The 26,874-nt window shown below is 45.0% G+C and carries 21 protein-coding genes and 1 pseudogene; 16 read left to right on the plus strand and 6 right to left on the minus strand.

The genetic code is table 11. From position 1 onward, the window contains the following. Nucleotides 1-32: 32 nt before the first annotated feature. Genes G7083_RS00085 through G7083_RS00095 form a run of 3 tightly spaced genes read right to left on the minus strand, consistent with a single transcriptional unit; the run spans nt 33 to nt 5,762 of the window. Nucleotides 33-2,672, minus strand: a complete 2,640-nt coding sequence (locus tag G7083_RS00085; protein WP_166012996.1) for a PqiB family protein — start codon at nt 2,670-2,672, stop codon at nt 33-35. A gap of 9 nt (nt 2,673-2,681) precedes the next feature. After that, a complete protein-coding gene (locus G7083_RS00090; protein WP_166012997.1) occupies nt 2,682-3,923 on the minus strand; it encodes a paraquat-inducible protein A in 1,242 nt (413 codons plus the stop codon). 42 nt (nt 3,924-3,965) lie between these two features. After that, nucleotides 3,966-5,762, minus strand: coding sequence for an ABC transporter ATP-binding protein (locus G7083_RS00095; protein WP_166012998.1), 1,797 nt, complete (start codon nt 5,760-5,762; stop codon nt 3,966-3,968). Nucleotides 5,763-5,847: 85 nt separating this feature from the next. Here G7083_RS00095 and G7083_RS00100 point away from each other — a divergent pair, with 85 nt between their 5' ends. From G7083_RS00100 to rmf, 12 genes are all read left to right on the plus strand, one after another. Further along, nucleotides 5,848-6,321, plus strand: coding sequence for a GAF domain-containing protein (locus G7083_RS00100; RefSeq protein WP_166012999.1), 474 nt, complete (start codon nt 5,848-5,850; stop codon nt 6,319-6,321). Nucleotides 6,322-6,421: 100 nt separating this feature from the next. Further along, nucleotides 6,422-7,045, plus strand: a complete 624-nt coding sequence (proQ, locus tag G7083_RS00105) for an RNA chaperone ProQ (RefSeq protein ID WP_166013000.1) — start codon at nt 6,422-6,424, stop codon at nt 7,043-7,045. 17 nt (nt 7,046-7,062) lie between these two features. After that, a complete protein-coding gene (prc, locus tag G7083_RS00110) occupies nt 7,063-9,060 on the plus strand; it encodes a carboxy terminal-processing peptidase (RefSeq protein WP_166013001.1) in 1,998 nt (665 codons plus the stop codon). A 326-nt stretch (nt 9,061-9,386) separates the two neighbouring features. Beyond that, nucleotides 9,387-11,993, plus strand: coding sequence for an aminopeptidase N (gene pepN, locus G7083_RS00115; RefSeq protein ID WP_166013002.1), 2,607 nt, complete (start codon nt 9,387-9,389; stop codon nt 11,991-11,993). Nucleotides 11,994-12,039: 46 nt separating this feature from the next. Then, nucleotides 12,040-12,258, plus strand: coding sequence for a DUF2835 domain-containing protein (locus G7083_RS00120; RefSeq protein WP_166013003.1), 219 nt, complete (start codon nt 12,040-12,042; stop codon nt 12,256-12,258). Between the two features lie 166 nt (nt 12,259-12,424). Beyond that, nucleotides 12,425-13,435 carry a quinone-dependent dihydroorotate dehydrogenase gene (pyrD, locus tag G7083_RS00125; RefSeq protein WP_166013004.1) on the plus strand — a complete coding sequence of 337 codons (1,011 nt, stop codon included), beginning with the start codon at nt 12,425-12,427 and terminating at the stop codon, nt 13,433-13,435. A gap of 156 nt (nt 13,436-13,591) precedes the next feature. Then, on the plus strand, nt 13,592-14,134 hold the full coding sequence (locus G7083_RS00130) for a cell division protein ZapC (RefSeq protein ID WP_166013005.1): 543 nt from the start codon (nt 13,592-13,594) through the stop codon (nt 14,132-14,134). 494 nt (nt 14,135-14,628) lie between these two features. After that, nucleotides 14,629-16,767, plus strand: coding sequence for a bifunctional 23S rRNA (guanine(2069)-N(7))-methyltransferase RlmK/23S rRNA (guanine(2445)-N(2))-methyltransferase RlmL (gene rlmKL, locus G7083_RS00135; protein ID WP_166013006.1), 2,139 nt, complete (start codon nt 14,629-14,631; stop codon nt 16,765-16,767). Between the two features lie 7 nt (nt 16,768-16,774). Next, a complete protein-coding gene (locus tag G7083_RS00140) occupies nt 16,775-17,011 on the plus strand; it encodes a glutaredoxin family protein (RefSeq protein ID WP_166013007.1) in 237 nt (78 codons plus the stop codon). Then, on the plus strand, nt 16,989-18,908 hold the full coding sequence (locus tag G7083_RS00145) for an ABC transporter ATP-binding protein (RefSeq protein WP_166013008.1): 1,920 nt from the start codon (nt 16,989-16,991) through the stop codon (nt 18,906-18,908). Before G7083_RS00140 ends, G7083_RS00145 begins: the two co-directional genes overlap by 23 nt. Before the next feature lie 5 nt (nt 18,909-18,913). Next, a complete protein-coding gene (locus tag G7083_RS00150) occupies nt 18,914-20,602 on the plus strand; it encodes a DUF3466 family protein (RefSeq protein ID WP_166013009.1) in 1,689 nt (562 codons plus the stop codon). A gap of 186 nt (nt 20,603-20,788) precedes the next feature. Continuing rightward, on the plus strand, nt 20,789-20,962 hold the full coding sequence (gene rmf / locus G7083_RS00155) for a ribosome modulation factor (protein WP_166013010.1): 174 nt from the start codon (nt 20,789-20,791) through the stop codon (nt 20,960-20,962). A 113-nt stretch (nt 20,963-21,075) separates the two neighbouring features. Here rmf and fabA read toward each other — a convergent pair whose 3' ends face one another. Both fabA and G7083_RS00165 read right to left on the minus strand, forming a co-directional pair. Further along, entirely contained in the window at nt 21,076-21,594 is a 519-nt protein-coding gene (gene fabA / locus G7083_RS00160; protein ID WP_166013011.1) for a bifunctional 3-hydroxydecanoyl-ACP dehydratase/trans-2-decenoyl-ACP isomerase, read from the minus strand. A gap of 64 nt (nt 21,595-21,658) precedes the next feature. Next, on the minus strand, nt 21,659-23,308 hold the full coding sequence (locus tag G7083_RS00165) for a Lon protease family protein (protein WP_166013012.1): 1,650 nt from the start codon (nt 23,306-23,308) through the stop codon (nt 21,659-21,661). A gap of 160 nt (nt 23,309-23,468) precedes the next feature. Here G7083_RS00165 and matP point away from each other — a divergent pair, with 160 nt between their 5' ends. From matP to G7083_RS00180, 3 genes are all read left to right on the plus strand, one after another. Next, nucleotides 23,469-23,918, plus strand: a complete 450-nt coding sequence (gene matP / locus G7083_RS00170) for a macrodomain Ter protein MatP (RefSeq protein WP_166013013.1) — start codon at nt 23,469-23,471, stop codon at nt 23,916-23,918. Between the two features lie 10 nt (nt 23,919-23,928). Next, nucleotides 23,929-24,246, plus strand: coding sequence for a DUF3634 family protein (locus tag G7083_RS00175; RefSeq protein WP_166013014.1), 318 nt, complete (start codon nt 23,929-23,931; stop codon nt 24,244-24,246). A gap of 131 nt (nt 24,247-24,377) precedes the next feature. After that, entirely contained in the window at nt 24,378-24,710 is a 333-nt protein-coding gene (locus G7083_RS00180) for a hypothetical protein (protein ID WP_166013015.1), read from the plus strand. A gap of 237 nt (nt 24,711-24,947) precedes the next feature. On the opposite strand, the gene G7083_RS00185 is transcribed toward G7083_RS00180, so the two are convergent. Next, entirely contained in the window at nt 24,948-25,241 is a 294-nt protein-coding gene (locus tag G7083_RS00185) for a hypothetical protein (protein WP_166012977.1), read from the minus strand. A 197-nt stretch (nt 25,242-25,438) separates the two neighbouring features. Here G7083_RS00185 and ccoN point away from each other — a divergent pair. Then, nucleotides 25,439-26,874, plus strand: a pseudogene (ccoN, locus tag G7083_RS00190) (cytochrome-c oxidase, cbb3-type subunit I).

The following is a 26,874-nucleotide window of genomic DNA, read 5'->3' on the forward strand; positions in this document are numbered from 1 at the left end:
CCTATGGCTGCTTTGTGCTTGCTAAAAGTGATTTATGGTTTAGGGATTGGAGTGCGCCATTTACTCCATTGTTCTTGAGCTTGCGGATGAAGATAGAAGCTGTGATCTTCCGCGGCGGCAGGCAACAATTGCTTTTGATCTGGGGTAGCAAAGGTGATCCCGCCACGTAGCATACTGTCAAAGGTGCCGGCTTTCACATTAGCTCCCGTGATGCCAATCGTCATATCTAATCCGGATACGTTCCAAAATACGCTGTTTTCACGCAATAAATAGGTGTATTGCGGTGCAATCCGAATCGTGGTGATCACTCGATCAGCAAATTCGCCGAGGCGGACATCGATGACTTTACCCACTTCAATATCGCGATACAGGATCGGGGTGCCGACACTGACGGAGCCGCGTTTTTCACTCTGCAAGATATAGGTTTTTCCGGCACCACCATGACGCGCTTCTTTGTGCAAAGCAAATTCATAACGGTCAGCACCACTACCGGGTTGAACTTCAATACTTTGTCCCAACAAATTCTGCACGTTTTCAATTCCGCTTAAACCGATTTTGGCTTGCGAGAGCCAAAATTGTGAATTCTGTTTAGCGATTTTAGGCGCATATTGTGGCTCGATACGCGCTGAGAGTGTGACAAACTCCGAGTCAAAATCGGGGATCACTTGGAACACTTCACCAATTTGTACCCCTTGATATTGCACAGGCGTGCCCACTTTTACCCCTAAGGTGCCTAAAGCGGTGAGGGTAATTTTTTCACCGTAGCGGCGAGCATGATCATAGTCGCGATACAGTTTCCACATCGCACCCACTTTGTTTTCAATTCCTGGCAGGCTATCAAAGGCAATCCCACCACGCAGTAAGGTTTGTAGGGGAGCCGCTTTGACATCAACCCCATCCAGTGAGGCTTTAATTTCCACTCCTGAGCGATTCCAAAACACCGTATTGGCGGTCAGCAGATGTTGATATTGCTTTTCAATGGTCGCTTCAATTTGCACGCCGTTTTTGGTCAGCGTAAAACCGGCAATACTCCCAACTTTTAAATTGCGGTATAGCAGGGGAGAGCCAGCATTGATCGAGGGAAGCTCATTGGCAAATAAGGTCAATGAGCGTGAGCCGGATTGATTGTATTTGGCCAATTCGGCCAACGATTGGCTGGCAAACAGGCGATACTGATCAAGTACGGTGTCACTGCCTTCGCTCGCAAAACTGATCGAACCTAAAAGCAACTGTTTTGCCGGAGGAACAGAAACGGATAATCCTGATTCCGTTAATTCCGCCGAGGCACTGCCAGTAACATAAAATCGGTTTTGTGAACGGATCAACTCTCGATACTGCTCATCAATCACCACACTAAACTCGACCGCATCGAGTTTAAGCTTAACGTCGGTAATGCTACCTACCGCGACCCCGCGATAAAGGATCGGCGTTCCAGCCTCCAAGCCAAATGAATTATCGGCGACTAAGTTAAAACTGATGCTATTAGCTCGCGCATATTTGAATTCATTCTTGCGTATCGCATTGAAAGTTCGTGCACGTTCTCCTGAGCCAGGGATCAAGGTGAGATAATTACCTTTAACGAGATTGGTTAAATTTTCCACTCCAGTCAGAGAGACTTGCGCTTCTTCCAAAATGAACTGGCTACCACTATTGAGCATGTCACTAAATGCGGGTTGAATCGCCGCGGCAGCGACAATGCTGTTGCGATTGTCGGTCAATTGTAAGTCGGTGATTTGGCCAATTTCGATCCCGCGATAGATGATTGGCGCACCCGCAGCCGAGATATGGTTATCATCTGGTAAGGTAATGGAAATTGCGATCCCACGTCCGGCGGTATTTAAATCTCGATATAAGCGAAATTGAGCATTTTGCTCCACGGGTTTACCTTCTTCCGGTGAGTCGACCGCGATGGAACCGCCAATCAGGGCACTTAAGTTTTCCAGTCGCACATCCACGCCATCAAAACCGATCCGAGTTTCCACACCACTGACATTCCAAAAACGGCTTTCGGTATTAATAATATGGCGGTACTCATCTTTGATTGAGATGTGAATGCTCACCGATTGCGCATCATCATCCAATTGATAGCTAAATACTTCACCAATAGGGATTTTTTTATAGACAATTTGTGAACCGACTGAAATACCGCCTAAATCATTTGCTTTGAGCGAAATGGTCAAACCGCGCTGAGCGAGCAAATCTGAGGGGGCAGAGTCTAAGGCTTGGTATTGGGTTGGGTAGTCATCTTGATGCAAGGCGCCGGGTTGAATGGCAATATAGTTGCCTGAGACTAAGGTATCGAGCCCAGAAACGCCGGATAAACTGGCGGTCGGTTTAACCATCCAAAAACGGGTTTGGTTAGATAACAATTGCGTCGCTTCAGGGTAAATATCCGCATGCACATAAATGCTGTCGAGAGCTTCCGAAAGTTTGATATCGCGAACCATGCCGACTTCTAAGCCTTGATAGCGAATCGTGGTACGTCCGGCAACCAACCCTTGTGCATTTTCAAACTGAATTTGAATCCGCACTCCGGCATCGTGGATCGCTTTGAATACTAACCAGCCTGCCAACACCATAGTGACCAGCGGTAAAATCCATAGTGGAGAGAGTCCTCTCGATTTGCGGATGTCCGGTGTGTACGCCGTTTGTGTTGTATTTTGTTGACTCATTCAAACAACCTATTGTTGAGTATCCGTGGAGTTGTTCTCATCCCATAGTAGGCGAGGGTCTAAACTCTCCGTCGCCAACATCGTCAGAACCACAACCATACCAAAAGCGACCGCCCCATAACCTGGGCTAAAATCAAGGATTTGACCTCGATCAACCAAGGTGAGCATAATCGATATTACAAACAGATCCATGACTGACCATTTACCGATCCATTTAACACCGCGATAAATGATCATCCGTTGTCTACGATGCACTTGGCGCTTAAATTTAATCGCCAATAATAAGTAGGCGAGGCCGACTATTTTAATCACCGGCACTACGATACTGGCAATAAAAATAATCAGCGCGATACCCCACATGCCATTTTTGACTAACGATAAGATTCCGGAAAAAATCGTATCCTCAATCCGTTGACCTTTGGTGATCAAAATCGAAATCGGGATCAAATTAGCCGGAAAAATCGCTACCGTGGCCGCCAAAACATAAGCCCAAGTACGCTCAATCGAATTCGGTTTGCGATGCTCAAGCGGATGCTGGCAGCGAACACAGTGTCGGCTTTCTGGTTGAGAAAGATGACAGTGATAGCAATGTACCTGTTTACTCGATAGGCAATATTCGCTTTCGCTGTGCCAAGCTTCCCAGTAGTGGCGAGTGCTGATCCGGCTAAGCAGCAATAGCGTGCACAACTGCAGTAGCACCAGCCCCAATAACCCAGGTCCAATAAAAATGTCGGAATAATCTTTCAGTTTAAAACATGAAACGGCCACACTGACTAAAAATACATCTAACATCACCCACGCTTTAAGATGGTGCAGCAGGAATAATGCGTAGCGTAGCAGTGAAAAGTAACCAAAGCGGAGCGCGCAATGGGCGCTGACCACGCTTAAACAAAGCAGTAGCGGCGCGATTGAGCTACAAAACAGCACCAGTATGGCTAAAGGCCAATAGCCTTCGTTCCATAATGCCACTACGCCTTGCGGTAAGGTGGCAGGGATCAGTACCCCAAACAAACGAATATTGATATAGCTGAAAAAATGCGAGGGAATAAACAGCAGTAAGCCGGTGATCGCCAGTGCTAAATGGCCCGCAAGCGATGGCGTACCCCCGCGATAGAGTTGAGTTGCACAGCGAGGACAATAAGCGGTGTAGCCTTGACCAGCTGGCAAGGCATCGATTGCCAACTCACAACCGGGACATAAACGGATATCACGCGCTGGTGTGGCATGCTGAGGTAATGAATTGGGGATCATGCGCTGATCCCCTGAGATAAAGTGAGAAGGAATGAACGATGATCAGTGCTGCGACTGTAGCGTGCCATACAGGGTTTGATAGAGACCTTCTTGTGCAAGTAGCTCACGATGCGTGCCTGATTGGCTAACATGTCCATCTTCCAGTACATAAATTAAGTCCGCTTGTTTCACCGCTGATAGGCGATGCGCCACAATCAAGGTTGTGCGTCCTTTTAGAAACTCTGACAGCGCACGATGTAATGCCGCTTCGGTTGCGGTATCTAATGCGGAGGTCGCTTCATCCAAAATCACAAATTTCGGATCACAAAGTACCATACGCGCGATAGCAAGGCGTTGTCTTTGTCCACCAGATAAACGGATCCCATTACGACCAATTTGCGTATCGAGCCCGTGATCGAGCTTACTGATCACATCATGCAATTGAGCGATTTCTAACGCTTGCCACAAGGCTTGATCATTAAATTGACCGCCAAGGGTAAGATTATGCCGCAAAGTGTCATTAAACAGTATAGGTTGTTGTAAAACAACAGCAATTTGATCACGAATTACTTCGAAGCTGATGTCATCACAATGCTGTCCATTAAAGCGAATTGCGCCACTTTGTGCGCGATATACCCCGATTAATAGCTGGATCAGCGTCGATTTACCACCACCACTGGCACCGACCAACGCGACTTTTTTACCCGCCGGAATGGTTAAACAGAGCTGATTTAAGACTTGGTTTTCCTCATCATAGGAGAAATTGACCTGGTCAATCTCAATCGCGACTTCACCCGCTTGCGTAAATGGGTTGATCTTGCTGACCGGGCGATACTCTTCTTCTAGCTCTAATAAGCCATTAATTCTCGTTAATGCCGCTTTAGCCGCATACCAAGAAAACTGCACACTGAGCAACTCTTGAACTGGACCAAGCATAAACCACAAGTAACCAAACACTGCAAAAATCTGCCCGATAGAGAGGTCACTAAATACCACCATTAACATAGCAACCGCGCGAAACAGCTCAAACCCCAGTAAAAAGAGTAGGAAGGAGAGGCGACTGGCCGCTTCCGATTGCCAAGCGTATTTATCGGCATTGCTCCGCACTGCATCGGCATCAGCAATCAGGCGGCGAATAAACTCACGCTCTTTATTGGCGGCACGTAACTGATAGATACCATCTAAGGTTTCCACCAGCCGATTTTGAAAGCGCTCAAAGGCTTGGTTCTCTTTCTTCTTCAGGTGTTTAACTTGGCTACCGAGCATTTTTGAAAAATAGATAACAATCGGATTGACCAGCAAAATAAACAGCCCGAGTCGCCACTCCAGCCACAGCAGCACCATACCAATTCCGATCACGGTTAATAACGAGATCAAAAATTTACTCAGCGTGGAACCAATAAATTGATCGATGGTTTCAATATCGGTGACCAGATGGGCATTAATCCCTCCGCTACCGCGGGTTTCATACTGGCGAATACTGATCCGACCTAGCTTCTCAATCATCTTACGTCGCATTTCGTAAGTAATGGTTTTCGAAACCAAGGTAAACTGACGGTTTTGTAAAATGTTCAACAATTGGCTAACAATGCGCAGCACGATCACCATCAGCAGAGTCAACATGATATAGCCAGTCGCGGTATGCCAAGCTTGAGGAAGAAAATGATTCATCACCGCCAACCCTTTAGCGGGTTGATTGAGCAGAACCTCATCGACCATTAATGGCATTAGTAGCGGAATAGGTACGCTGACCAGCGTGGCGATAATGGCAATCAAGTTAGCAAACAGCAGTTTAGCTTGATGTTTTTTTACTTGAGTTATCAGCCAAGAACGGCTAATAGTGTCATTGAAGTACGTCATATTAATGAGAATGCATCCTATTTAATTTGTGCGCATTGTACGTAGTTCAAGATATGAAGTCTTTCTTTTTTAAATGGAAATTATTATGAACTTACCGCAGTACCAACGCCTAACTCAGCAAGCTAGCGCCTTACTCGAAGGTGAGAGCGATCTGATCGCTAATCTTGCTAATCTCAGCGCCTTACTCAATATGGAGCTGACTGAACTCAATTGGGTCGGTTTTTATTTGATGCAAGATCAAGAGTTGGTTCTTGGTCCATTTCAAGGTAAACCAGCCTGTGTGCGGATCCCGATTGGGCGAGGCGTGTGCGGAACTGCCGTGGCCGAAAATAAAGTTCAATGCGTACATGATGTTCACCAATTTGTCGGGCATATTGCTTGCGATGCCGCCAGCAATTCAGAAATCGTTATCCCATTCTCAATTAATGGAAAAGTTGCAGGGGTATTGGATATCGATAGTCCAAACATAGGCCGTTTTAGTGAAATTGACCAACAAGGCCTGACCTATTTGATGAAGGAAGTGGAAAAGCTGCTCAATTCACAGGCTAATAAAGCATAATTTGCCCTTTGCCTGTGGTTTTTCCGTTGCAGGTCTTTATAATACCGCACATATTTGAACATCAATGTTTGGCGGGCAGCCGCAATAACCAGGAATCCCCATGGAAAACACTGAAAAGTTAAAAAACAGCAAAGAAGTTATCGCGTATATTGCTGAATGTTTCCCTAACTGCTTTACTTTAGAAGGTGAAGCAAAACCTCTGAAAATTGGTATTTTTCAGGATCTTGCTGATCGCTTAAATGAAGATACTAAAGTCAGCAAAACACAGCTTCGTGCCGCATTAAGACAGTACACCTCTTCTTGGCGTTATTTACATGGTGTAAAACCTGGTGCAACTCGGGTTGACTTGGATGGTAACCCTTGTGGTGAACTGGAAGAGCAACACGTGGAGCATGCACAAACCGCGTTGGCTGAAAGTAAAGCTCGTGTAGATGCACGTCGTAAAGAGCAAGCGAAAAAAGTGCGTGAAGAAGCGAAAGCAAACAAGCCTGCGGTGAAAAAACCACAAGCGCGTCGTCCACAACATGCACCAAAAGTAGAGAAAAAGCCCGTAGAAACGCGCACTTTGACCGCGACAGAACTTAACGTCGGTAAATCTGTTAACGTGAATATGGGTAAAGGCAACATGGCAGCGACCATCGTTGAAATCAATAAGGAAGATGTGCGTGTTCAACTTGCCAACGGCCTACAAATGGTTGTGAAAGCGGAGCACTTGCGCGCATAAGGGAGATACTCCTTCGCATGAAATGCCGTTCAAAAATATCTCTGATTGCTGCTAGCCTTTGGCTAGCAGCCTTTTCAGTTCAGGCTCTGGAAGCCAAGCTAAAACCCGAAGATTTACCTGTTCTTGCCCCAGAAACGCAGCACGAAACCGCTGCCAAACGGGTCACTTCACGTTTTACCCGCTCTCACTACAAACAATTCAATCTCGATGATCAATTTTCTCAAGCGATGTTTGAAAGCTATCTTGAGATGTTGGATTACAGTCGTAATATTTTTACCCAAGCCGATATTGACTCCTTTAAAGAGTGCTCTTTGCAATTAGATGATCAGCTTAAAGCGGGCAACAATCAGATTGCTTACGATTTGTATAATTTATCGATGGAAAAACGTTTTGCACGTTTCCAGTACGCGCTGTCGTTACTCGATCACGAAATGACCTTCGAAACCGATGAATCAATCGAATTGGATCGTGCTAAAGCCCCATGGCCAAAGGATATTCAACAAGTTAACCAGTTGTGGCGACAACGGGTTAAATATGATGCGCTGAATTTGAAATTGGCAGGTAAAGAGTGGCCAGAAATCAAAGATACACTCGAAAAACGCTATAACAACGCGATTAAACGTCTTACCCAAACCAAGAGTGAAGATGTTTTTCAACTTTACATGAACGCGTTTGCGCGTGAGGTCGATCCGCATACCAGTTATTTGTCACCGCGTAACGCAGAGCAGTTTCAATCAGAGATGAATCTCTCGTTGGAAGGGATCGGTGCGGTATTACAGATGACCGATGATTACACCATCATTCGTTCTTTGGTGGCGGGTGGCCCAGCTGCGCTCAGTAAACAACTCGGCGATGGCGACCGAATTATTGGCGTTGGTCAAGAAGGTGCAGAGATTGTCGATGTGATTGGTTGGCGTCTTGATGATGTGGTGCAACTGATTAAAGGTCCGAAAGGCAGCAAAGTGAAGCTGTTGATCTTACCGGAAGGTAAAGATGCCAAAAGTCACGTTGTCACGATTATCCGTGACAAAATTCGCTTAGAAGATCGCGCGGTAAAATCAGAAGTCATCAAGAAAGACGGGAAAAAAATTGGTGTTCTCGAAGTGCCCAGCTTCTACGTTGGCTTAGCGCAAGATACCGATAAATTACTCACTGAATTGAAAGCACAAAAAGTCGACGCGATTATTGTTGATCTACGCAACAATGGTGGTGGTGCTTTGACGGAAGCGACCGCGCTTTCTGGGCTATTTATTACCAGTGGTCCCGTGGTCCAGGTGCGTGATAGTTACGGCCGAGTGAATGTTAATTCCGATACCGATGGCAAGATCAGTTATAGTGGCCCTATGACGGTTTTGATTAACCGTTACAGTGCATCCGCTTCTGAAATTTTTGCCGCGGCGATGCAAGATTATGGTCGGGCAATTATTTTAGGCGAAAACTCGTTTGGTAAAGGTACCGTACAGCAGCATCGTTCACTCAATCATATCTATGATATGTTCGAGCAAGAGTTAGGCTATGTACAGTACACTATTCAGAAATTCTATCGCATCGATGGTGGCAGCACTCAAAATAAAGGGGTAGTGCCTGATATTTTGTACCCAACGTCGATTGATCCTGCACAAACTGGAGAAAGTGTCGAAGCTAACGCACTACCATGGGACAGCATTGTTCAGGCTAAGTATGGACGTTTGAATGATTTCAATGCGTTGATTGCCAAGCTCGATATCAAACATCAGCAACGAGTGGCTAACGATCTGGAATTTGCGTTTATCACGCAAGATATTGCCAAATATCGCGCAGAAAAAGACGATAATTTATTGTCTTTAAATGAAAAAACGCGCAAAGCGCAGAGTGCTAAATTTGATGAAGAGCGTTTAGCTCGCATCAATCAGCGCCAAAAATCGCAAGGCAAACCCGCTTATGCCAATTTGCAAGACATCCCTAAAGACTATGAAGCGCCTGACGCGTATTTAGATGAATCGGTCAACATTATGCTGGATATGTTTGCCCGCTAATTGATCATCCGCTAATGACTAGTGGCTCAAAAAGTCAAACATCAATTCAAACGGACCTAAGGGTCCGTTTCTTTCTCTCGTTTCATGTTGCAATCCCCATATTCATGGCCGTATTTACCGGTAATTTTGACACGCGGCGTTAGCAAACCTCTCTTCAATCCATTTCAGCATCGGTGGTTTACCGCTAACGCGCAGTTTTTTTAGCGCTAACTCTTGTTATTCAGTGAGTGCGGCCTAAGATGTTGGTTAATTGGTGCTTTTCGCGCTCAAACGACTTAACGCAGCTCGATTTTTTCAAGCACATCACGTCAATAAGGATTAGGACAATGGCTCACACACCTCAAGCCAAATATCGCCTCGATTATCAGCCACCATCACACGCAATTGCTGATCTCGATCTCGTGTTTGATCTGTTCGATAACGCCACGCAAGTGACTGCCGTATCGCAAGTGATACAACAGCAAGAGAGTAACCAGTTAACGTTAGATGGTGAAGGATTGCAGCTCAAACAACTGCAAGTTAATGGTCAAGATTGGCAAGATTACACGGTAAGCTCGACCCATTTAGAGCTTACGGGTCTACCACGTGAATTTACGTTAACCATTGTCACGCAGATCGATCCTCAGGCCAATAGCGCACTAGAAGGGTTATATAAATCCGGTGGTGCGTTCTGTACCCAATGTGAGGCGGAAGGATTTCGGCGCATCACTTATTATCTTGATCGCCCAGATGTATTGGCCCGCTATACCACCACGATCATTGCGGATAAAGCACAAAATCCGTATCTGCTCAGTAACGGCAACAAAATTGCCCAAGGTGAACTGGATTCAGGTCGCCACTGGGTGAAATGGCAAGATCCACATCCTAAACCAGCGTATTTGTTCGCCCTAGTGGCAGGGGATTTTGATGTGCTGCGTGATCACTATCTGACCCGTACCGGTCGTCAGGTAGCATTAGAGATTTTTGTCGATAAAGGCAATTTAGATCGTGCGACCCATGCTATGAACTCGTTAATTAACTCGATGCGCTGGGATGAGCAGCGCTTCGGCTTAGAGTACGATCTTGATATTTACATGATTGTCGCCGTCGATTTCTTCAATATGGGTGCGATGGAAAACAAAGGGCTGAATATTTTCAATTCTAAATTCGTATTGGCTAATCAAAAAACCGCTACCGATACCGACTACCTCGGGATTGAAGCGGTGATCGGCCACGAGTATTTCCATAACTGGACCGGAAACCGTGTCACTTGTCGCGATTGGTTCCAACTGAGCTTAAAAGAGGGCTTAACGGTCTTTCGGGATCAGGAGTTTTCTTCTGATCTTGGCTCGCGAGCGGTTAACCGGATTGGTAATGTGCGGATTATTCGTGGTCCGCAGTTTGCGGAAGATGCAAGCCCGATGTCACATCCAATCCGTCCTGATCAAGTAATTGAAATGAATAACTTCTATACCCTGACCGTATACGAAAAGGGCAGTGAAGTGATCCGCATGTTGCATACTCTGCTCGGTGAAAGTCAATTCCAACGTGGTATGCAACTTTATTTGACACGCCATGATGGTACTGCGGCAACTTGTGAAGATTTCGTGGCCGCGATGGAACAAGCTTCAGGGATCGATTTACAACAATTTCGTCTGTGGTATAGCCAATCGGGCACCCCAACCCTGAAAATAAGTAGCGTTTATGATGCGAGCCAACAAAGCTATGAACTGAACGTTGAGCAGCACACGGAGCCAACCCACGATCAGCAACAAAAGCAGCCACTGCATATCCCATTGGATATAGAACTTTATACCGCCAATGGGGCTGTTATTCCGCTACAGTGTAACGGAAAGCCGATTGGCAACGTGTTGAATGTGACTGAGGCCAAACAAACTTTCCGCTTCGAAAAGGTGGCCGAACAGCCGATCCCGTCACTGCTGCGTGAATTTTCCGCACCAGTCAAACTTGAGTACGCTTATCAAGATCAAGAGTTGATGTTGTTGATGGAGCATGCAAGTAATCAATTTGCTCAATGGGATGCCGGACAAATGCTGCTTAGCAAATACATTCGGAGCAATGTCGAGCGTGTACAGCAAGGGCAACCCGTTGTGTTGGCGGAGGCGGTGATTGATGCGTTGCGCGGAGTATTGCTCAGTGACCATTTAGAACCTGAGTTTGTGGCAGAAATGCTTGTGCTTCCAAGTCACAACGAAGTGTCTGGCTGGTATAAACAAGTTGATGTTGATGCGATTGCCCAAGTGCTCAACGCGATCAAAACCATCTTGGCGACTGAGTTAGAAGACGAGCTTAGCGCGACTTATCACACCTTGAAGCAAGCCGATTATTCGATTGATCATGCGGCGATCGGCCGGCGCGCATTACGTAATGGCTGCTTAAGTTACCTTGCGTACACGGCACAAGGAGAGCATCTGGTGCAGCAGCAATACGCTCAAGCCAATAATATGACCGATACGATTGCCGCAATGACGGCCGCTAACCAAGCGCAGTTATCTTGTCGTGAACAGTTGATGCAAGACTACAGTCAGCAATGGCAACACGATGGTCTGGTTATGGATAAATGGTTTGCTCTGCAAGGTTGCAACCCTGCTGCACAAGCGCTAACGGTGATTGAACAAGCCATGCAACATCCAGCATTTAGCTTAAAAAATCCTAACCGCACGCGCAGTTTAATCGGCACCTTTTTAAATGCGAATCCGGTTAATTTCCACGCGAAAACCGGTGAGGGTTATCGTTTTGCTGGGCAAATTTTGCGTGAATTGAACAGCAGCAATCCACAAGTCGCATCGCGCTTAATTGATCCATTACTGAAATTCCGTTTGTACGATGAGCAGCGCCAAGCCTTGATCAAGCAAGAGTTACAACAGTTAAAAGAGATGGACAATTTAGCCCGCGATCTGTTTGAAAAGGTCAGTAAAGCCTTGGCAGAGTAAATCATAAAAGGTTAACCAGGTGGCCTGCGAGCCACCTGATAAATATATGAATCATTATTTTTTCTCGCTCAATATCTCTTATCACAGCTTTGTGATGCACTACGCTGGCGCGGCCAGTGGTGTAATGGTGACCACCGAGCAGGGGTTACGTCTGCAACTCCCCGCGACTCGTTTGCGGCCATTTTTAAGCCAAAGCGGTATCAAGGGACGGTTTCGATTAACCACCGATCAGCAGCATCGCTTCGTTAGGTTAGAAGTGATGTAGCTGGATTATTGCGCAAACGATTAGTTTGCTCCGCTAGCACTTAACTCGCCGGAGTTGATTTTGCGCAACTTAAACTGTGTTGCGGCACAATAAGCATTGAATTGACTGAAGAATACGTCAATAATAGCGCCCCGTTTATACGGGGCTTTTTTCTTTCGGAGGCATTATGCTTTACCGCTTAGCCAGAGCTGGCTTTTTTCAATTGGATGCTGAAAAAGCACACGATTTGGCCATCTCTAATTTCAAACGTTTTACCGGCACGCCGCTTGATGTTTTCTACCGGCAACAACTTCCTCATCGTCCGGTGCAATGCATGGGACTCACTTTTAAAAATCCAGTCGGTTTAGCGGCAGGACTTGATAAAAATGGCGAATGTATTGAAGCATTTGGCGCGATGGGATTTGGATTTGTTGAAGTAGGAACTGTGACCCCAAAACCACAAGCGGGCAATGATAAACCACGTTTGTTTCGTTTAGTGCATGCCGAAGGCATCATTAACCGTATGGGCTTCAATAACCAAGGTGTTGATCAATTGGTTGAGAATGTCAAACGCGCTCAATACGACGGGATCATTGGGATCAACATCGGTAAAAATAAAGACACTCCGATCGAAAAAGGGGTCGAAGATTATTTGATCTGTATGGATAAAGTTTATCCTTACGCTGGTTACATTGCGGTCAATATTTCTTCGCCAAATACACCAGGGTTGCGTTCTCTACAATATGGGCAAGCTCTGGATGAATTACTGGCTGCATTAAAAACTCGTCAAGCAGAATTGGCCGCTAAACATGACAAATATGTTCCGCTGGCTTTAAAAATTGCACCCGATCTGAGTGATGATGAGATCAAACAAATCTGTCAGTCGCTGCTGAACAATAAAATTGATGGTGTGATTGCCACCAACACAACCCTAGATCGTTCACTGGTCGAAGGAATGCGCTTTGCCAATGAAAGTGGCGGCTTAAGCGGACGCCCCTTACAAGCGCGGAGTACCGAAGTGATCAAATGCTTGTACCAAGAGTTGGGTGAAGCAATCCCGATCATCGGGGTAGGCGGCATCGATAGTTATGTCTCAGCCAAAGAAAAACTGATGGCGGGAGCAAAACTGGTTCAGGTATACAGTGGATTTATTTATCAAGGACCGGCTTTGGTCGCTGATATCGTCAAAAATCTGTAGTGCTTGAAATTTAACAGACAGTATGACTAAGGAAATGCGTAAAGCGCATTTCCTCTTTTTTTTTCTGAGTCTACTCATAGAATTACCCATACTCGTAAGGCAAGGGTAATTTAAGCGTTTTACCTAGCCCCCAAATATTTTGTTGAGAGTGGAACAATGCTTAAACCAAGTGACAAATGGAGCTGGTACTATTCAGATCGCGAAGGCTATCTGATGCTCAATCTTGGTGCTGATATGCTGTTTCGCACAAATTTAAGCCGTAATCTGTTGGTTGATTGTGCGTTTATCGAAAACCATTTTACGGTCGATGACGCCTCGGATTTTCAACTGTATAAAGAGCAAATCGTCAGCTTACCACTCAGTGAACCGCGTCAAGCTGAGCTTGCGCTGTACTGTATTGCCGCGAAACGCTTTCACAAGCCAGTGCAGCCCAAAAGCTGGTTTTTCGAATCGCAAGGGGTAGGTTACACCCCAGAACAAGGTTCGCTGATCCAATTAGGCAATGCTTTTAATGATGGGGTATTTATTGCATTAGAAGTAGGGGAGCACGCCACGCTTTGCGCTTATGCTGATTTAGTCCCTTTTACTTTAACCGACAATAAAGCCTTAGAGTTTGGTCAAGTGATTAAAGTGATGCATGACCGAATGTCTGCAGCGAATACCGTTTGTTTTACTCAGCAGATGGCCATGGTTAGTTAGTTAGTTAGTTAGTTAGTTAGTTAGTTACAGTTTTAATTTTCGTTCCTTTTCTATTGGATTCTTTCATTTCTCATCGGCGTAAGCCGATTTTTTTTGCCTGCGATTTATTCAATCGACACAGCCACATAACAAAACAATGTGAGCTCGGTACAATTTTCAAACACTACTGGCATAGCTAACTAGCGCTTAATTAGAGCATTCGATGGCCAATTGGTCGCTAATAATTCCCCGTTTGAGGCTATTTGTCGCTTAATTACAAGCGTAAATCACAAATGGTATAGACCAAAATAGACGTGCATAATTAGTCAATTTGATTAATAAGTGCTTATTTGACAGGCAACAGAGTAGAAGTGTGCGCATACTGACCAAATGTTCAGTGCGACAAGGTGATCACCAGCAAAGTGAGATTTTTTGATCGGTTGATGAGTTAGCTTTAGGTATGGTTCAGATTGTCAGTTATAATCCGAGGTCATTTTTATCAGCAAAAGAACACTATGAATCAATATCTAGCGGTGACGTCGAACGGCCTTGAAAATCTATTAGTTGAAGAGTTAAGCCAACTGGGGATCTGTGATGCCAAACCGGTTCAGGCCGGGGTTAAATTTAAAGCAACTAACGAGCAGATTTATCGTTGCTGCCTTTGGAGCCGTCTCGCATCAAGATTTGTTCGTATTGTCGCTGAGTTCAAATGTCAAAATGACTTAGACCTTTATTTATCAACCACATCAGTAAACTGGGTTAACCATTTCCACAGTTCAAAAAAATTAGTGGTGGATTTTAATGGGACGAACCGCGAGATCCGTAACAGCCAGTATGGCGCGATGAAAGTGAAAGATGCGATCGTCGATTGCTTCACTAAGAAAAACCTGCCACGACCATCGATCAGTAAAGATCTTGCGGATCTTCATATTCATGTGCGTTTACACAAAGAAAATGCGCTGCTTGGGATTGATATGGTCGGCTCGGGTCTACACGCTCGTGGCTATAGAACTGAGGCTGGTAAAGCTCCCTTGCGCGAAACTTTAGCCGCTGCAGTTATTTTGCGTAGTGGTTGGGAGGCCAGCAAGCCATTGCTGGATCCAATGTGTGGTTCTGGTACGTTACTGATTGAAGCAGCGATGATGGCTGCCAATATCGCGCCTGGATTACAACGTAACAAATGGGGTTTTGAATCATTAGAAGATTTCGATCCAGAACTGTGGGCAAGCGTGAAATCAGAAGCGAGTGTACAGGGTAAACGCGGCGTCAAAAAAATCGAGAGCCATTTTTATGGCGTAGACAATGACAGCCGAGTACTACAAACCGCAAAAGATAATGCGCGTCGTGCCGGTGTCGCCGATTTGATCACCTTTACACTTGGTGATGCGGCGAAAGTGCAACGTCCAGCAAATTTTGCGCAAGGGATTGTGATTTGTAACCCGCCATATGGCGAGCGGTTAGGCACTCATCCAGGTTTGATTGCGTTATACACCGCATTTGGTGCTCAGCTCAAAGCGGAATTTTCCGGTTGCCAAGCTTCTATTTTCTCTAGCTCTGATGAGTTACTCAGTTGTTTACGCATGCGTGCGGATAAACAATTTAAACTGAATAACGGCGCGTTACCTTGTCACCAAAAAAACTACATTATCGCGGTACGTGATAATAATGCAACAGCAGGGACAGGCGGCGAAGCTAGCCCTCAACAAACCGCCATTGCGCCTGATTTTGCAAACCGATTAAAGAAAAACTTTAACAAAATTGGCAAATGGGCCAAGCGTGAAGGTTTAGACTGCTTCCGTTTATACGATGCCGATCTGCCGGAATACAACGTCGCGATTGATGTTTATCAAGATCATCTGATGATCCAAGAATACGCAGCACCCAAAGATATTCCGGAAGAGAAAACCAAACGTCGCCTGACCGATATTATCCGAGCTGCGATTCAAGTATTGGATGTGGATGCCAATAATGTGGTGCTGAAAGTTCGTGAACGACAAAAAGGCAGCGCGCAATACCAAAAATTGGCACAACAGGCACAAACCATGCAAATTCATGAGTATGGTGTGCAGTTAATCGTCAACTTATATGATTACCTGGACACGGGCTTATTCCTTGACCACAAAATTACGCGCCGCCGTTTAGGGCAAATGGCCCACGGTAAAGATTTCCTTAACTTGTTTGCCTATACAGGCTCGGCCACGGTGCATGCCGCATGCGGCGGTGCGAAGTCGACAACCACGGTCGATATGTCGAAAACCTACCTTGAGTGGGCAAAAGAAAATATGCAGCTAAATGGGCAAATAGGTCGCCAGCATCAATATGTGCAAGCTGACTGCCTACAATGGCTAGCCAATGCTCAAGGCCAGTACGATCTGATTTTTATTGATCCACCTACATTTTCAAATTCAAAACGTATGGAGCAAACCTTTGACGTTCAGCGTGACCATGTCACTTTAATGACTAACCTCAAACGACTGCTACGTGCAGAAGGTACGATTGTATTTTCCAACAACAAGCGCCATTTTAAGATGGATATCGAAGCACTCAACGGATTAGGGCTTAATGCGCAAAATATCTCACAGCAGACTCTACCAATGGACTTTGAACGCAATAAACAGATCCATAACTGCTGGTTGATCACCCATCAAAGCTAAGCAGCGCATGATCACCTTATACAGTACGCAAGGATGCCATCTGTGTGAGATGGCTCAAGGATTATTAGATAAAGTAGGGCTGCAAGCGACCCAGGTTGATATCGCCTTGGATGAGCAACTGTTTTCTCGTTACGCGGTCACCATTCCTGTGGTGGCCTACCAAACTAGCGAATTGCACTGGCCTTTTGATTTACAAGAATTAATAGAGTGGTTACACAACAATGGCATTAATTACCATCCATAATAGCCAGTTGGCTTTTGGTGATCATCCATTACTGGATAGAGCGGATTTTGCGTTACAAGAAAATGAAAGAGTGTGTTTAGTTGGCCGCAATGGTGCTGGCAAATCAACCCTGATGAAGGTGTTGGCTGGTGAAATTGTACTGGATGATGGCAAAGTACAAGTGATGCAAGATGTGGTGGTTTCGCGTTTAGAGCAAGATCCGCCGCGCAACCAAGCGGGCACCGTGTTTGACTATGTCTCGGCAGGCCTACAAGGCGTCGGTGAGCAACTTAAGATCTATCAAGATCAATTAGATCTAGTTGCCAGCGATCCGAGTGAAGCCAACATTAACCAACTGGCCCATATTCAAGAGCAGCTTGAAGTGGCCGGCGCTTGGCGCTTTGAAGACCGAATTAAAAATGTACTGGGTTCGTTGAAATTAGATGGCCATACTCAACTTAGCGATCTCTCAGGTGGCTGGCAGCGTAAAGCGGCGTTAGCGCGGGCTTTAGCATGTGATCCTGATGTGTTACTGCTCGATGAGCCAACCAACCATCTTGATGTAACGACCATTGAATGGTTAGAAGGATTTCTCAAAGATTTCCGTGGTTCGATCATTTTTATCTCACACGACCGTGCTTTTATCAAATCGATGGCAACTCGCATCGTCGATTTGGATCGTGGCCAACTGAGCTCATTTCCTGGTAATTATGAAAATTATCTGCTGGAAAAAGAGGAGATGCTGCGAGTTGAAGAGCTGCAAAATGCAGAGTTTGATAAAAAGCTCGCCCAAGAAGAAGTGTGGATCCGCCAAGGGATCAAAGCGCGCCGTACCCGTAATGAAGGACGCGTGCGCGCCCTGAAACGTTTACGCCAAGAGCGCAGCGAGCGCCGTGAAGTGCAAGGCAAAGTCAATTTGCAAATTGATGATACTAATCGCTCTGGCAAAATTGTCTTTGAAGCACAAAACTTACACTATTCGATTGGCGGTAAAACGATTGTTGATGATTTCAGCTTTAATATTATGCGTGGTGATCGAATTGCATTAATCGGAGCCAATGGTTGTGGTAAGAGTACCTTGCTCAAGCTGTTGCTCGGTGACTTAGAGGCCGACAGTGGCAAGCTGCATTGTGGCACTAAACTTGAAGTGGCTTATTTTGATCAATACCGTGAGCTACTCGATCCGGAAAAAACCGTCATCGACAATCTCGCCGATGGTAAACAAGAAGTGATGGTTGGCGGGCGTCTACGTCATGCATTGAGTTATCTACAAGATTTCTTGTTTTCCCCTAAACGCGCCAGAACCCCGGTCAAAGCACTCTCAGGTGGAGAGAAGAACCGCTTACTGCTCGCGCGTATTTTGCTCAAATCGAACAATTTATTGGTACTTGATGAACCAACTAACGATTTAGACATCGAAACCTTGGAACTTTTGGAAGAATTGCTTGCCAATTATCAAGGTACTTTGCTGCTGGTCAGCCACGACCGTGAATTTGTTGATAATACCGTCACCTCAAGCTGGATTTTTGAAGGTGACGGTAAGATTGAAGAGTTTGTTGGCGGCTATCATGATGCTCAGCAGCAGCGTGCCCAAGTTTTACAAGCTAGGACTGCTGAAAATATCGTCAAAAAAGAAAAAGTGGTTGAGGAGTCTCCCAAATCCGCACCCTCGAAAACTAAGCCGAAGAAGTTATCTTATAAACTGCTACGTGAGCTCGAAACTCTTCCACAAAGATTGGAAGAGTTAGAAAATGAGATCGCTGCATTACAAGATATCGTCAATCGCCCAGACTTTTTCAGTCAGCCTGTCGATAAAACCCAGCCGATTTTAGACAAGTTAACTGCAACAGAGCAGGAACTCGAAATTGCTTTTGAGCGTTGGGAAGAGCTTGAAGCGATGCAACAGGAAAGTGAATAGAAAACATGAGTCGTATTACTTTTAAACGTTCGATTTTAGCCAGTGCGGTACTGCTCGCCACTCAAAGCCATGCCGCGCTTTATAATGTGATTGAGGTTACCCCAGAGACTAACCTGAGTTATGGCAGTGCATGGGGCGTGGCCATTCAACCAAGCGATGTTACGGTTGCTGAGAGCTGTTTTACTCTTAATAGTGTTGGCGGGATTGACTGCTCAGCATTCGCTTTAGCCGGAGAAACTCGGCTTGAAAAAGCCAGTGCCGGTAGAGCGGTGGATGGATTAAGTTACCGCGATGAAGTCGCGTTTGGGATTGATAACGCCTTTGTTTATATTCAAGAGTGGGATGACTTTGAAAGTTACTGCTATGACCAGCTTGGTTACGCTATTTGTGAAACTTGGGCCGTGCCGCATTGGAACCGCTGGCACGCAGAGCTCAATGGAACTCAAATCCCTAACTCTATTGCTTTTATTGGTAAAGATGCATCGGGCACTTCTGTTGATGAATCACAAAACGTGGTGATAAATAGCCTAACAAGTGACGCTAAGCCTATTGGGATCAACGTCAAAACCGGTGACGTGACAACGTATCACCGTAATTCAGGAGCGATTCAAGCGTTATCACCAGACAATGTCACCGCAGCTAATGCGCTTTATACCCGTGCTTGGAAAACGGATGGTGAATATACAGTTGGTAGTGTGTCTCGTACCGAAAGAAATGATGAAGGGAATTTTTTCACTTCTAAACCAGCAATCTGGAAAAAAGATGGTACTTCAGTTGAGCTATCGTGGGGAGAAAATGTAGGATCAAGACATAATAATCGTTTATCACAAGGCAGTATGCGAGATTTGATTATCGATGGAACTCAAATTTATGCAGTTGGCTATAACACCTACGATAACGACCATAGCTATATGCAAGCGTCTATTTTTCAGCTTGATGCTAATCTAGGTAGCCCCAAAACCACTGTAGTAGTAGGGGCGACGGCGGAAATTGGTGATGACTATGTGCACAGCAACTCCGTGGTAACCGATGTAAATAAAAATCTGCTGGCATTAGGGGAAGCCAAACGTGCCGGTAGCCGACCAGAAAATGGGGCGGCGGCTAATCGCTTATTTGTGGTGAATGATGTTTCGGCAACCACTCCGACAGCGACCTTTTTAACCGGGGGTATTTTCTTTACTGGTGCCGGTGGCAAAGCCGGAGCGATTAACAATTACAATGAAATTGTCGGCCAAATTGATGCTGAAAATACCCGTGAAACCGATGGTAAACCACGCCGTAAACGCGGCTTTATTTACCCATACAAAGCCGTAGATACTACTGAAGCTAAACAACGAATGGCAATTTTTGCCAACCAAGCCTGGTGGTTAGATGATTTAACCAATGATGGTTCGCTGACTGGCAATAACCAATACCGAATTATCGATGCGGCCGATATTAATGACGCAGGGGTAATTGCGGCCACTGCACTGAAATGTGATGGCGGTTACGATAGCACAGCGCACAATGCATTGTGTGGCGGCGGGGATCGTGATGAAACCGTGGTGGCAGTGAAGTTGGTTCCGATTCAGGATGCGACTAGTTCAAACATTCAACAGCGGATCACCGAGCAGCAAGTCTCTGAACGTAAAGGGGCTGGCTTAGGTTTCGGATTGTTATTGATATTGGGATGGCTAGGTTTACGTAGAAAATAGCGTTCTTTGTCAAAAAGGGCACAAGTTTTGTCAGGAAGGGCACAAGCTCACAGATTTGGGTTTGTGCCTTTTTTATTACTTGAGAAACACCAAAAAGTGATCGATGCTCAAAGATGTGGTCATAAAAACGCCACCCAAGTTTAATAGTAGTACGTTATACCCAAGTTACCGTATGAGGACTGAACGATGAAGAGACAAAAGCGTGATCGCCTAGAAAGAGCTCAATCACAAGGATACAAAGCGGGTCTTAATGGCCGCTCCCATGATGAATGTCCCTATCTACAGACGGAAGTGCGCTCTTATTGGTTAGGTGGTTGGCGTGATGCTAGAAACGATAAGCTTTCTGGTCTCTGCAAATAATTTCCCATACAACACGGCTGATCATCAGGCCGTAATGTACATCAGTAACAACAGCCCGCAATGGGCTGTTTTACATTGGCTCAAAATGCGTTCAACACCAGAAAATAATGAGCTTAGAATGCAGAGGTATCTTGGAATAAACCAACTTTAAGATCTTTAGCGACATAAATTTCTTTACCATCGACCAGCACTCGGCCATCAGCTAAGCCCATCACCAGCTTACGGTTGACCACTCGCTTCATATTAATTTCATAAGTCACTTTTTTGGCTGTTGGTAAAATTTGTCCAGTAAACTTAACTTCACCAACCCCAAGCGCACGGCCTTTACCTTTACCACCAACCCAGCCGAGGAAAAAGCCCACTAACTGCCACATCGCATCCAGACCTAAACAGCCAGGCATCACTGGATCACCTGGGAAATGGCAATCAAAAAACCACAAATCCGGCGTAATATCGAGCTCTGCGATAATTAACCCTTTAGCAAACTCACCCTCAGTTTCCGACATTTTGGTAATACGATCCATCATCAGCATATTAGGCGCTGGGAGTTGAGGATAGCCCTCGCCAAATAATTTGCCTTGGCTCGATGCTAAAAGATCTTCTCGATTATACGAATCACGTTTGTTGTGCATTATTGATTACTCCATTTTTTGTTGGGTGCATCTTAGTGAACAGGTGTACGCCAAACAAGTCCGATCAGTGCCTGTCAAACCAGTTTTTGATCCGTTCGACAATTCCATGTGGTTGCACAAGTTTTTCAAAATTATCAATTCGTTCCGCAATTTTTGCGATCACGCTGTCTTCATCTTCGCCACGGAAGGGTTTGCCCATCAGCAGTGGGATCGCCTCATCCACAGTAGAAACCGGCCAAATATGAAATTCACCATTCTTGATACTGGCCACCACTGATTTATGCAGTACCAAATGTTTAAGATTCGAACGCGGTAAAATGACCCCTTGTTGACCGGTTAAACCTTGATGACAACAAACTTGATAAAATCCTTCAATTTTTTCATTAAGACCACCGACCGCTTGCACACGTCCGAACTGATCCACCGCGCCCGTAACTGCGATCTGTTGATCAATCGGATATTCAGATAATGCACTGACCAGTGAACACAATTCTGCCAACGAAGCGCTATCGCCATCGACTTCACTGTAAGACTGTTCAAATACGACAGAGGCAGAGAAGGGTAATGAGCCATCTAAATCCAAGGCGCTGCTGACAAACGCTTGCATGATCATCATGCCTTTTGCATGCAAATTGCCACCTAATTCGACTTTACGTTCTACATCAGAAATATCGCCATCACCAAAGTGGATCACACAAGAAATCCGGGCTGGCTCGCCATAAGTCAATGGATGCCCAGCGACTTCAATGACAGTTAAGCCATTGACTTGGCCAACTTGTTCGCCTTGTGTTTCAATAATTACTTGGCCATCAAGAATGTCGTCTAACGCTCGTTCTGGCAAATAAGATTCACGCAAATAACGTTTATCTAGGGCCAGCTCAATATGCTCTGCACTGATTGATTGATCTTGCGCTTCCAAGCAAGCCTCTTCAAGCAGGGCTCGATGCCACATTAGGCAGAGTGGGGCATAATGCTGATCTTCGGTATAACGCGCCCCTGCGGTCATCAGTGCTTGGATCGCATCAGTCGTTAGTGGTGGTAAATCAAATCGTTCGGCTAACCAAACTAAATAAGCGAGATATTGTTCAATCGTGTGCTCATCAAGCTTTAAATCTAGCTCAAGTTCTGCAAATAAGCACAAACCGGCGTGGATATCGGCATCGAGAAAATCCACATCACCTAATTGAGTACGATCGCCAACCACGATCAATTTGAGATCATAACAAGTTGATGGAAGATCAGAAATTGGCGATTTAGGATCACAATTCATCGGAGCAACGGGGTCACCGAGTAGCGCTGCTTTCAATAGCGGCCAACAGCGTGGATTGGCTAACAATAAATTAGCCGAGACAATCAAATATCCACCATTGGCTTGTGCAAGATAGCCTGAGATATGCTGAGTTACCTGACCGTTTTCGGCTTTTACTTGGCCAAAAATCTCTGCCATATCTAACGTTTCGGTACTCAAAACCGGAACATCGGGCGCTTGCTCTAATAATGCTTGTTTGAAAAATGTACGGTAAATTGAATTATCTGGCGCGTTAATCAACAAAATTCGGCTAAAACCACGCAGATGAACAAATTGCTCGAATGCACTGGCTAAGCGAGGTTGAATCTCGATCAGTGAAGTGGGCGCTAGGTTAGGGTAGTTTTCAAGAGCTTGGCTAAACTGCTCAAATTGAGGCGTTACACTGCGCCAGATGCTTTGGGTCATGAGATATCGAACTGATTGAAAAGAGCTAAATTATATCGAAAAAGCGCTCTAGCGAACAGCATTACTCAACAATGATCTCACTCGCTTTTTTGCAGGTCAGAATTGAAAGTTAAACTCGGCTGGGTTACGCTGTCACCATAGACAATAGGAAGTGGCTAGTATGAAATATCAACAGCTTGAAAACTTAGAATGTGGTTGGAAATGGCAATATCTCATCAACAAATGGAAAGATGGCCAAGCGATCACTCATTATATCGACCAAAGTGAAATTGAATCCGTGGTTCAGAAACTGAAAGCGATTGAGCATGAACCTACCCAAGTGTTGGTATGGATTGAGCAGCATATGGCGCCAGAATTGGACAATAAGCTCAAGCAAGCGATTCGGGCCAAACGCAAACGCCACTTTAATGCAGAGCAAATTCATACCCGCAAGAAATCGATCGATTTAGATTATCGGGTATGGGAAAAGTTATCTCAGCGTGCCAACCAGTTAGGTTGTACCTTATCTGACGCCATTGAATACTTACTCAGTGAAGCATCACGAAGCGAAAAAGCCAGCAAAACGGTGACTAGCTTAAAAGAAGATCTCAGTCGATTATTATCCGAATAAGGAAATGCACATGTTGTATGTCATATTGGTCGCAGCCATCATTATCTTTTGGTTAGTCGCACTAGATAGACCGGTCTTAGTGGTAAATATCAAAGATGGGCAACTGATAAACAGTAAAGGCCATTTGCCACCGACTTTTAAACATAATTTACTGGATATCGCTCAGCATGAGCCATTCTCCGGTCGACTCAAAGTCTATCGACAAAGAACGGGAGCCAAACTGACATTTAGCAAATCAGTGCCGCGCAAAATTCAGCAGCGGATCCGTAATGTATTTCCACATCAAGGATTTGCCTCGTCAAATTCAATGCTAAAAAAAGGTCGCTAAGCCTGATTAATTGACAACAGCCACATTGCATGAAAAGTCTGCTTGAGCCGAAAAATGGGTAAGTTCAAAGAAAATCAGCCAAGAAGTACGCTACATTTTGCTGGTTTATCTGAACCTGACGAGGTTATTGCATGAAATACTTATGGTCAGTAATATTCTGTACGAGTCTTTTTTTCACTCATCAATCCGCCCAAGCGGATGATGCCGAGCTCAATCGAGTGGCAAAGAAAATCAAAACACAAATCGAGAAGTCGATGAAAAAAAGCAAGCCACAAACCAATGGCTATTGCGATGTTTTTATCGACCTTGATTATTCCCACACTAAACAAGCGGTAGTAAAAAAAGTGACCACCCGAGGTGACGATCAAATTTGCCAAGTCGCCACCAAAACCATCAAGATTGACAGTCAATATACTTATGATTGGCCAGAACGTCAGTTAAGAATTCATATTTCAACCAATTGATTAATAATCATATTATAGAAAATTGCCCAAGCCATTGATGCGCATTATGTATATTATGTTAAATCTTAAATTGAAAGCACCAGCCGTTCTCTTGCCTATGATACCCCCCGCTTAAATGGGATTAAACATAATTGTATTTACCATAAAATAGCTAATAATCATATTTATCATTTAACAATGTTAAGTATGATCATTAGCCAACACTTAGACCTGTCATATTTTCAGCAACTAGAGTCTTTATCCTTGGTTGTGCTTGTTAGCAATGTCTCTTACTGCAGCAAGAATTACCACTCGTTTGTCATTTTGATCCCAATCTTGGCAAAATGAGCTGATTTGCCCAATCGAAGCTAACGGCTTTGGTGAGCTACCCTGATAGGAAAAAGTGCGCCATAAGAAAGCACAAACTAATATCGCTAAGGTGATGATGATTTGAATCAATCGTGCTTTGGTGAGTTTTTCAACTGCCATGGATACTTGCCCCCGTGTAACAAACTTCAAATTTTTAAAAAAAAGATAAAAACCCAACAACACACAAAGTTATCACTCTGTCATTAAATTGTTAATTGAACTATATTCCCTGCTGAAATGCCGCTGAAAGATAAAATACAGCACCTAGGATCCATGCCTAAATTCGGTTGCTTGCGCTGTTTTTACAAGAATCACCAATGGTTTTTCAAAACGGTTTACTCATCCCATATTTGTAGTCAATTAACCTTGGACGCATGCAAATGAGCCAACAAAAGCAGCTTGAACACGGCTACAACTATACCGTGGTTCGTCAATTCACCCTAGTGGCTATTCTCTGGGGATCGTAGGTATGGGGATCGGCGTTTTAATTGCCGCTCAATTAGTCTGGCCACAGCTAAATTTTGATACCCCTTGGTTAACTTATAGTCGCTTACGCCCGTTACATACTAATGCGGTAATTTTTGCATTTGGTACCAGCGCTCTGTTTGCAGCCTCATATTATGTCGTGCAGCGCACGTGTCAAACTCGCTTGTTTGGTGGGCTGTTGATCCCTTTTACGTTTTGGGGCTGGCAAGCGATTATTGTGTCGGCGGCCATCTCTTTACCTTTAGGTTACACCTCAGGTAAAGAATATGCCGAGCTAGAATGGCCGATTGATATTGCCATCACAGCAGTATGGGTTGCTTATGCCGTGGTATTCTTTGGCACTTTAGTCAAGCGAAAAACCTCGCACATTTATGTAGCTAACTGGTTTTTCGGAGCATTTATTCTAACCGTCGCGATATTACACATCGTCAATAGCATGGCACTTCCGGTTGCATGGGGTAAGTCCTATTCGATCTATCCAGGAGCGGTCGATGCCATGGTGCAATGGTGGTATGGTCATAATGCGGTTGGTTTCCTGCTCACTGCAGGTTTTCTGGGCATGATGTATTATTTTGTGCCAAAACAAGCGGAACGTCCGGTCTACTCTTATCGTCTCTCGATTGTTCATTTTTGGGCGCTGATTTCACTGTACATTTGGGCTGGCCCACACCACCTACATTACACCGCACTTCCCGATTGGACCCAGTCGTTAGGTATGGTGATGTCACTGATACTGTTTGTGCCATCTTGGGGAGGAATGATCAATGGCATTATGACGCTCTCTGGAGCTTGGCATAAATTACGTTATGATCCGATTTTGCGTTTCTTGATTGTCTCTCTCTCCTTCTATGGCATGTCGACGTTTGAAGGGCCAATGATGTCGATTAAAACCGTCAATGCCCTATCCCACTACACCGACTGGACGATTGGCCATGTACACTCTGGCGCTTTAGGTTGGGTGGCGATGATCTCGATTGGCTCCATTTATCATTTGATCCCTCGTCTTTTTGATCAAGAACGTATGTATTCCATTGGCCTGATCAATGCTCATTTCTGGTTAGCAACCATAGGCACCGTTTTCTATATCGTTGCTATGTGGATTTCTGGGGTAATGCAAGGCTTAATGTGGCGCGCCGTCAACTCTGATGGCACTTTAACTTACAGTTTTGTTGAATCAGTCCAGGCATCTTATCCATTCTATACCGCCCGCTTTATTGGTGGCCTGATCTTCTTATCGGGAATGTTCTTAATGGCCTATAACACCTATAAAACCCTCTCTGCACCGAAACATAGTTTGAAAGCGATTGTCCACACAGCACAAGGAGAGTGA

The organism is Vibrio sp. HDW18 (genome assembly GCF_011306175.1).
In the GTDB taxonomy this organism is placed as follows: domain Bacteria; phylum Pseudomonadota; class Gammaproteobacteria; order Enterobacterales; family Vibrionaceae; genus Vibrio; species Vibrio chanodichtyis.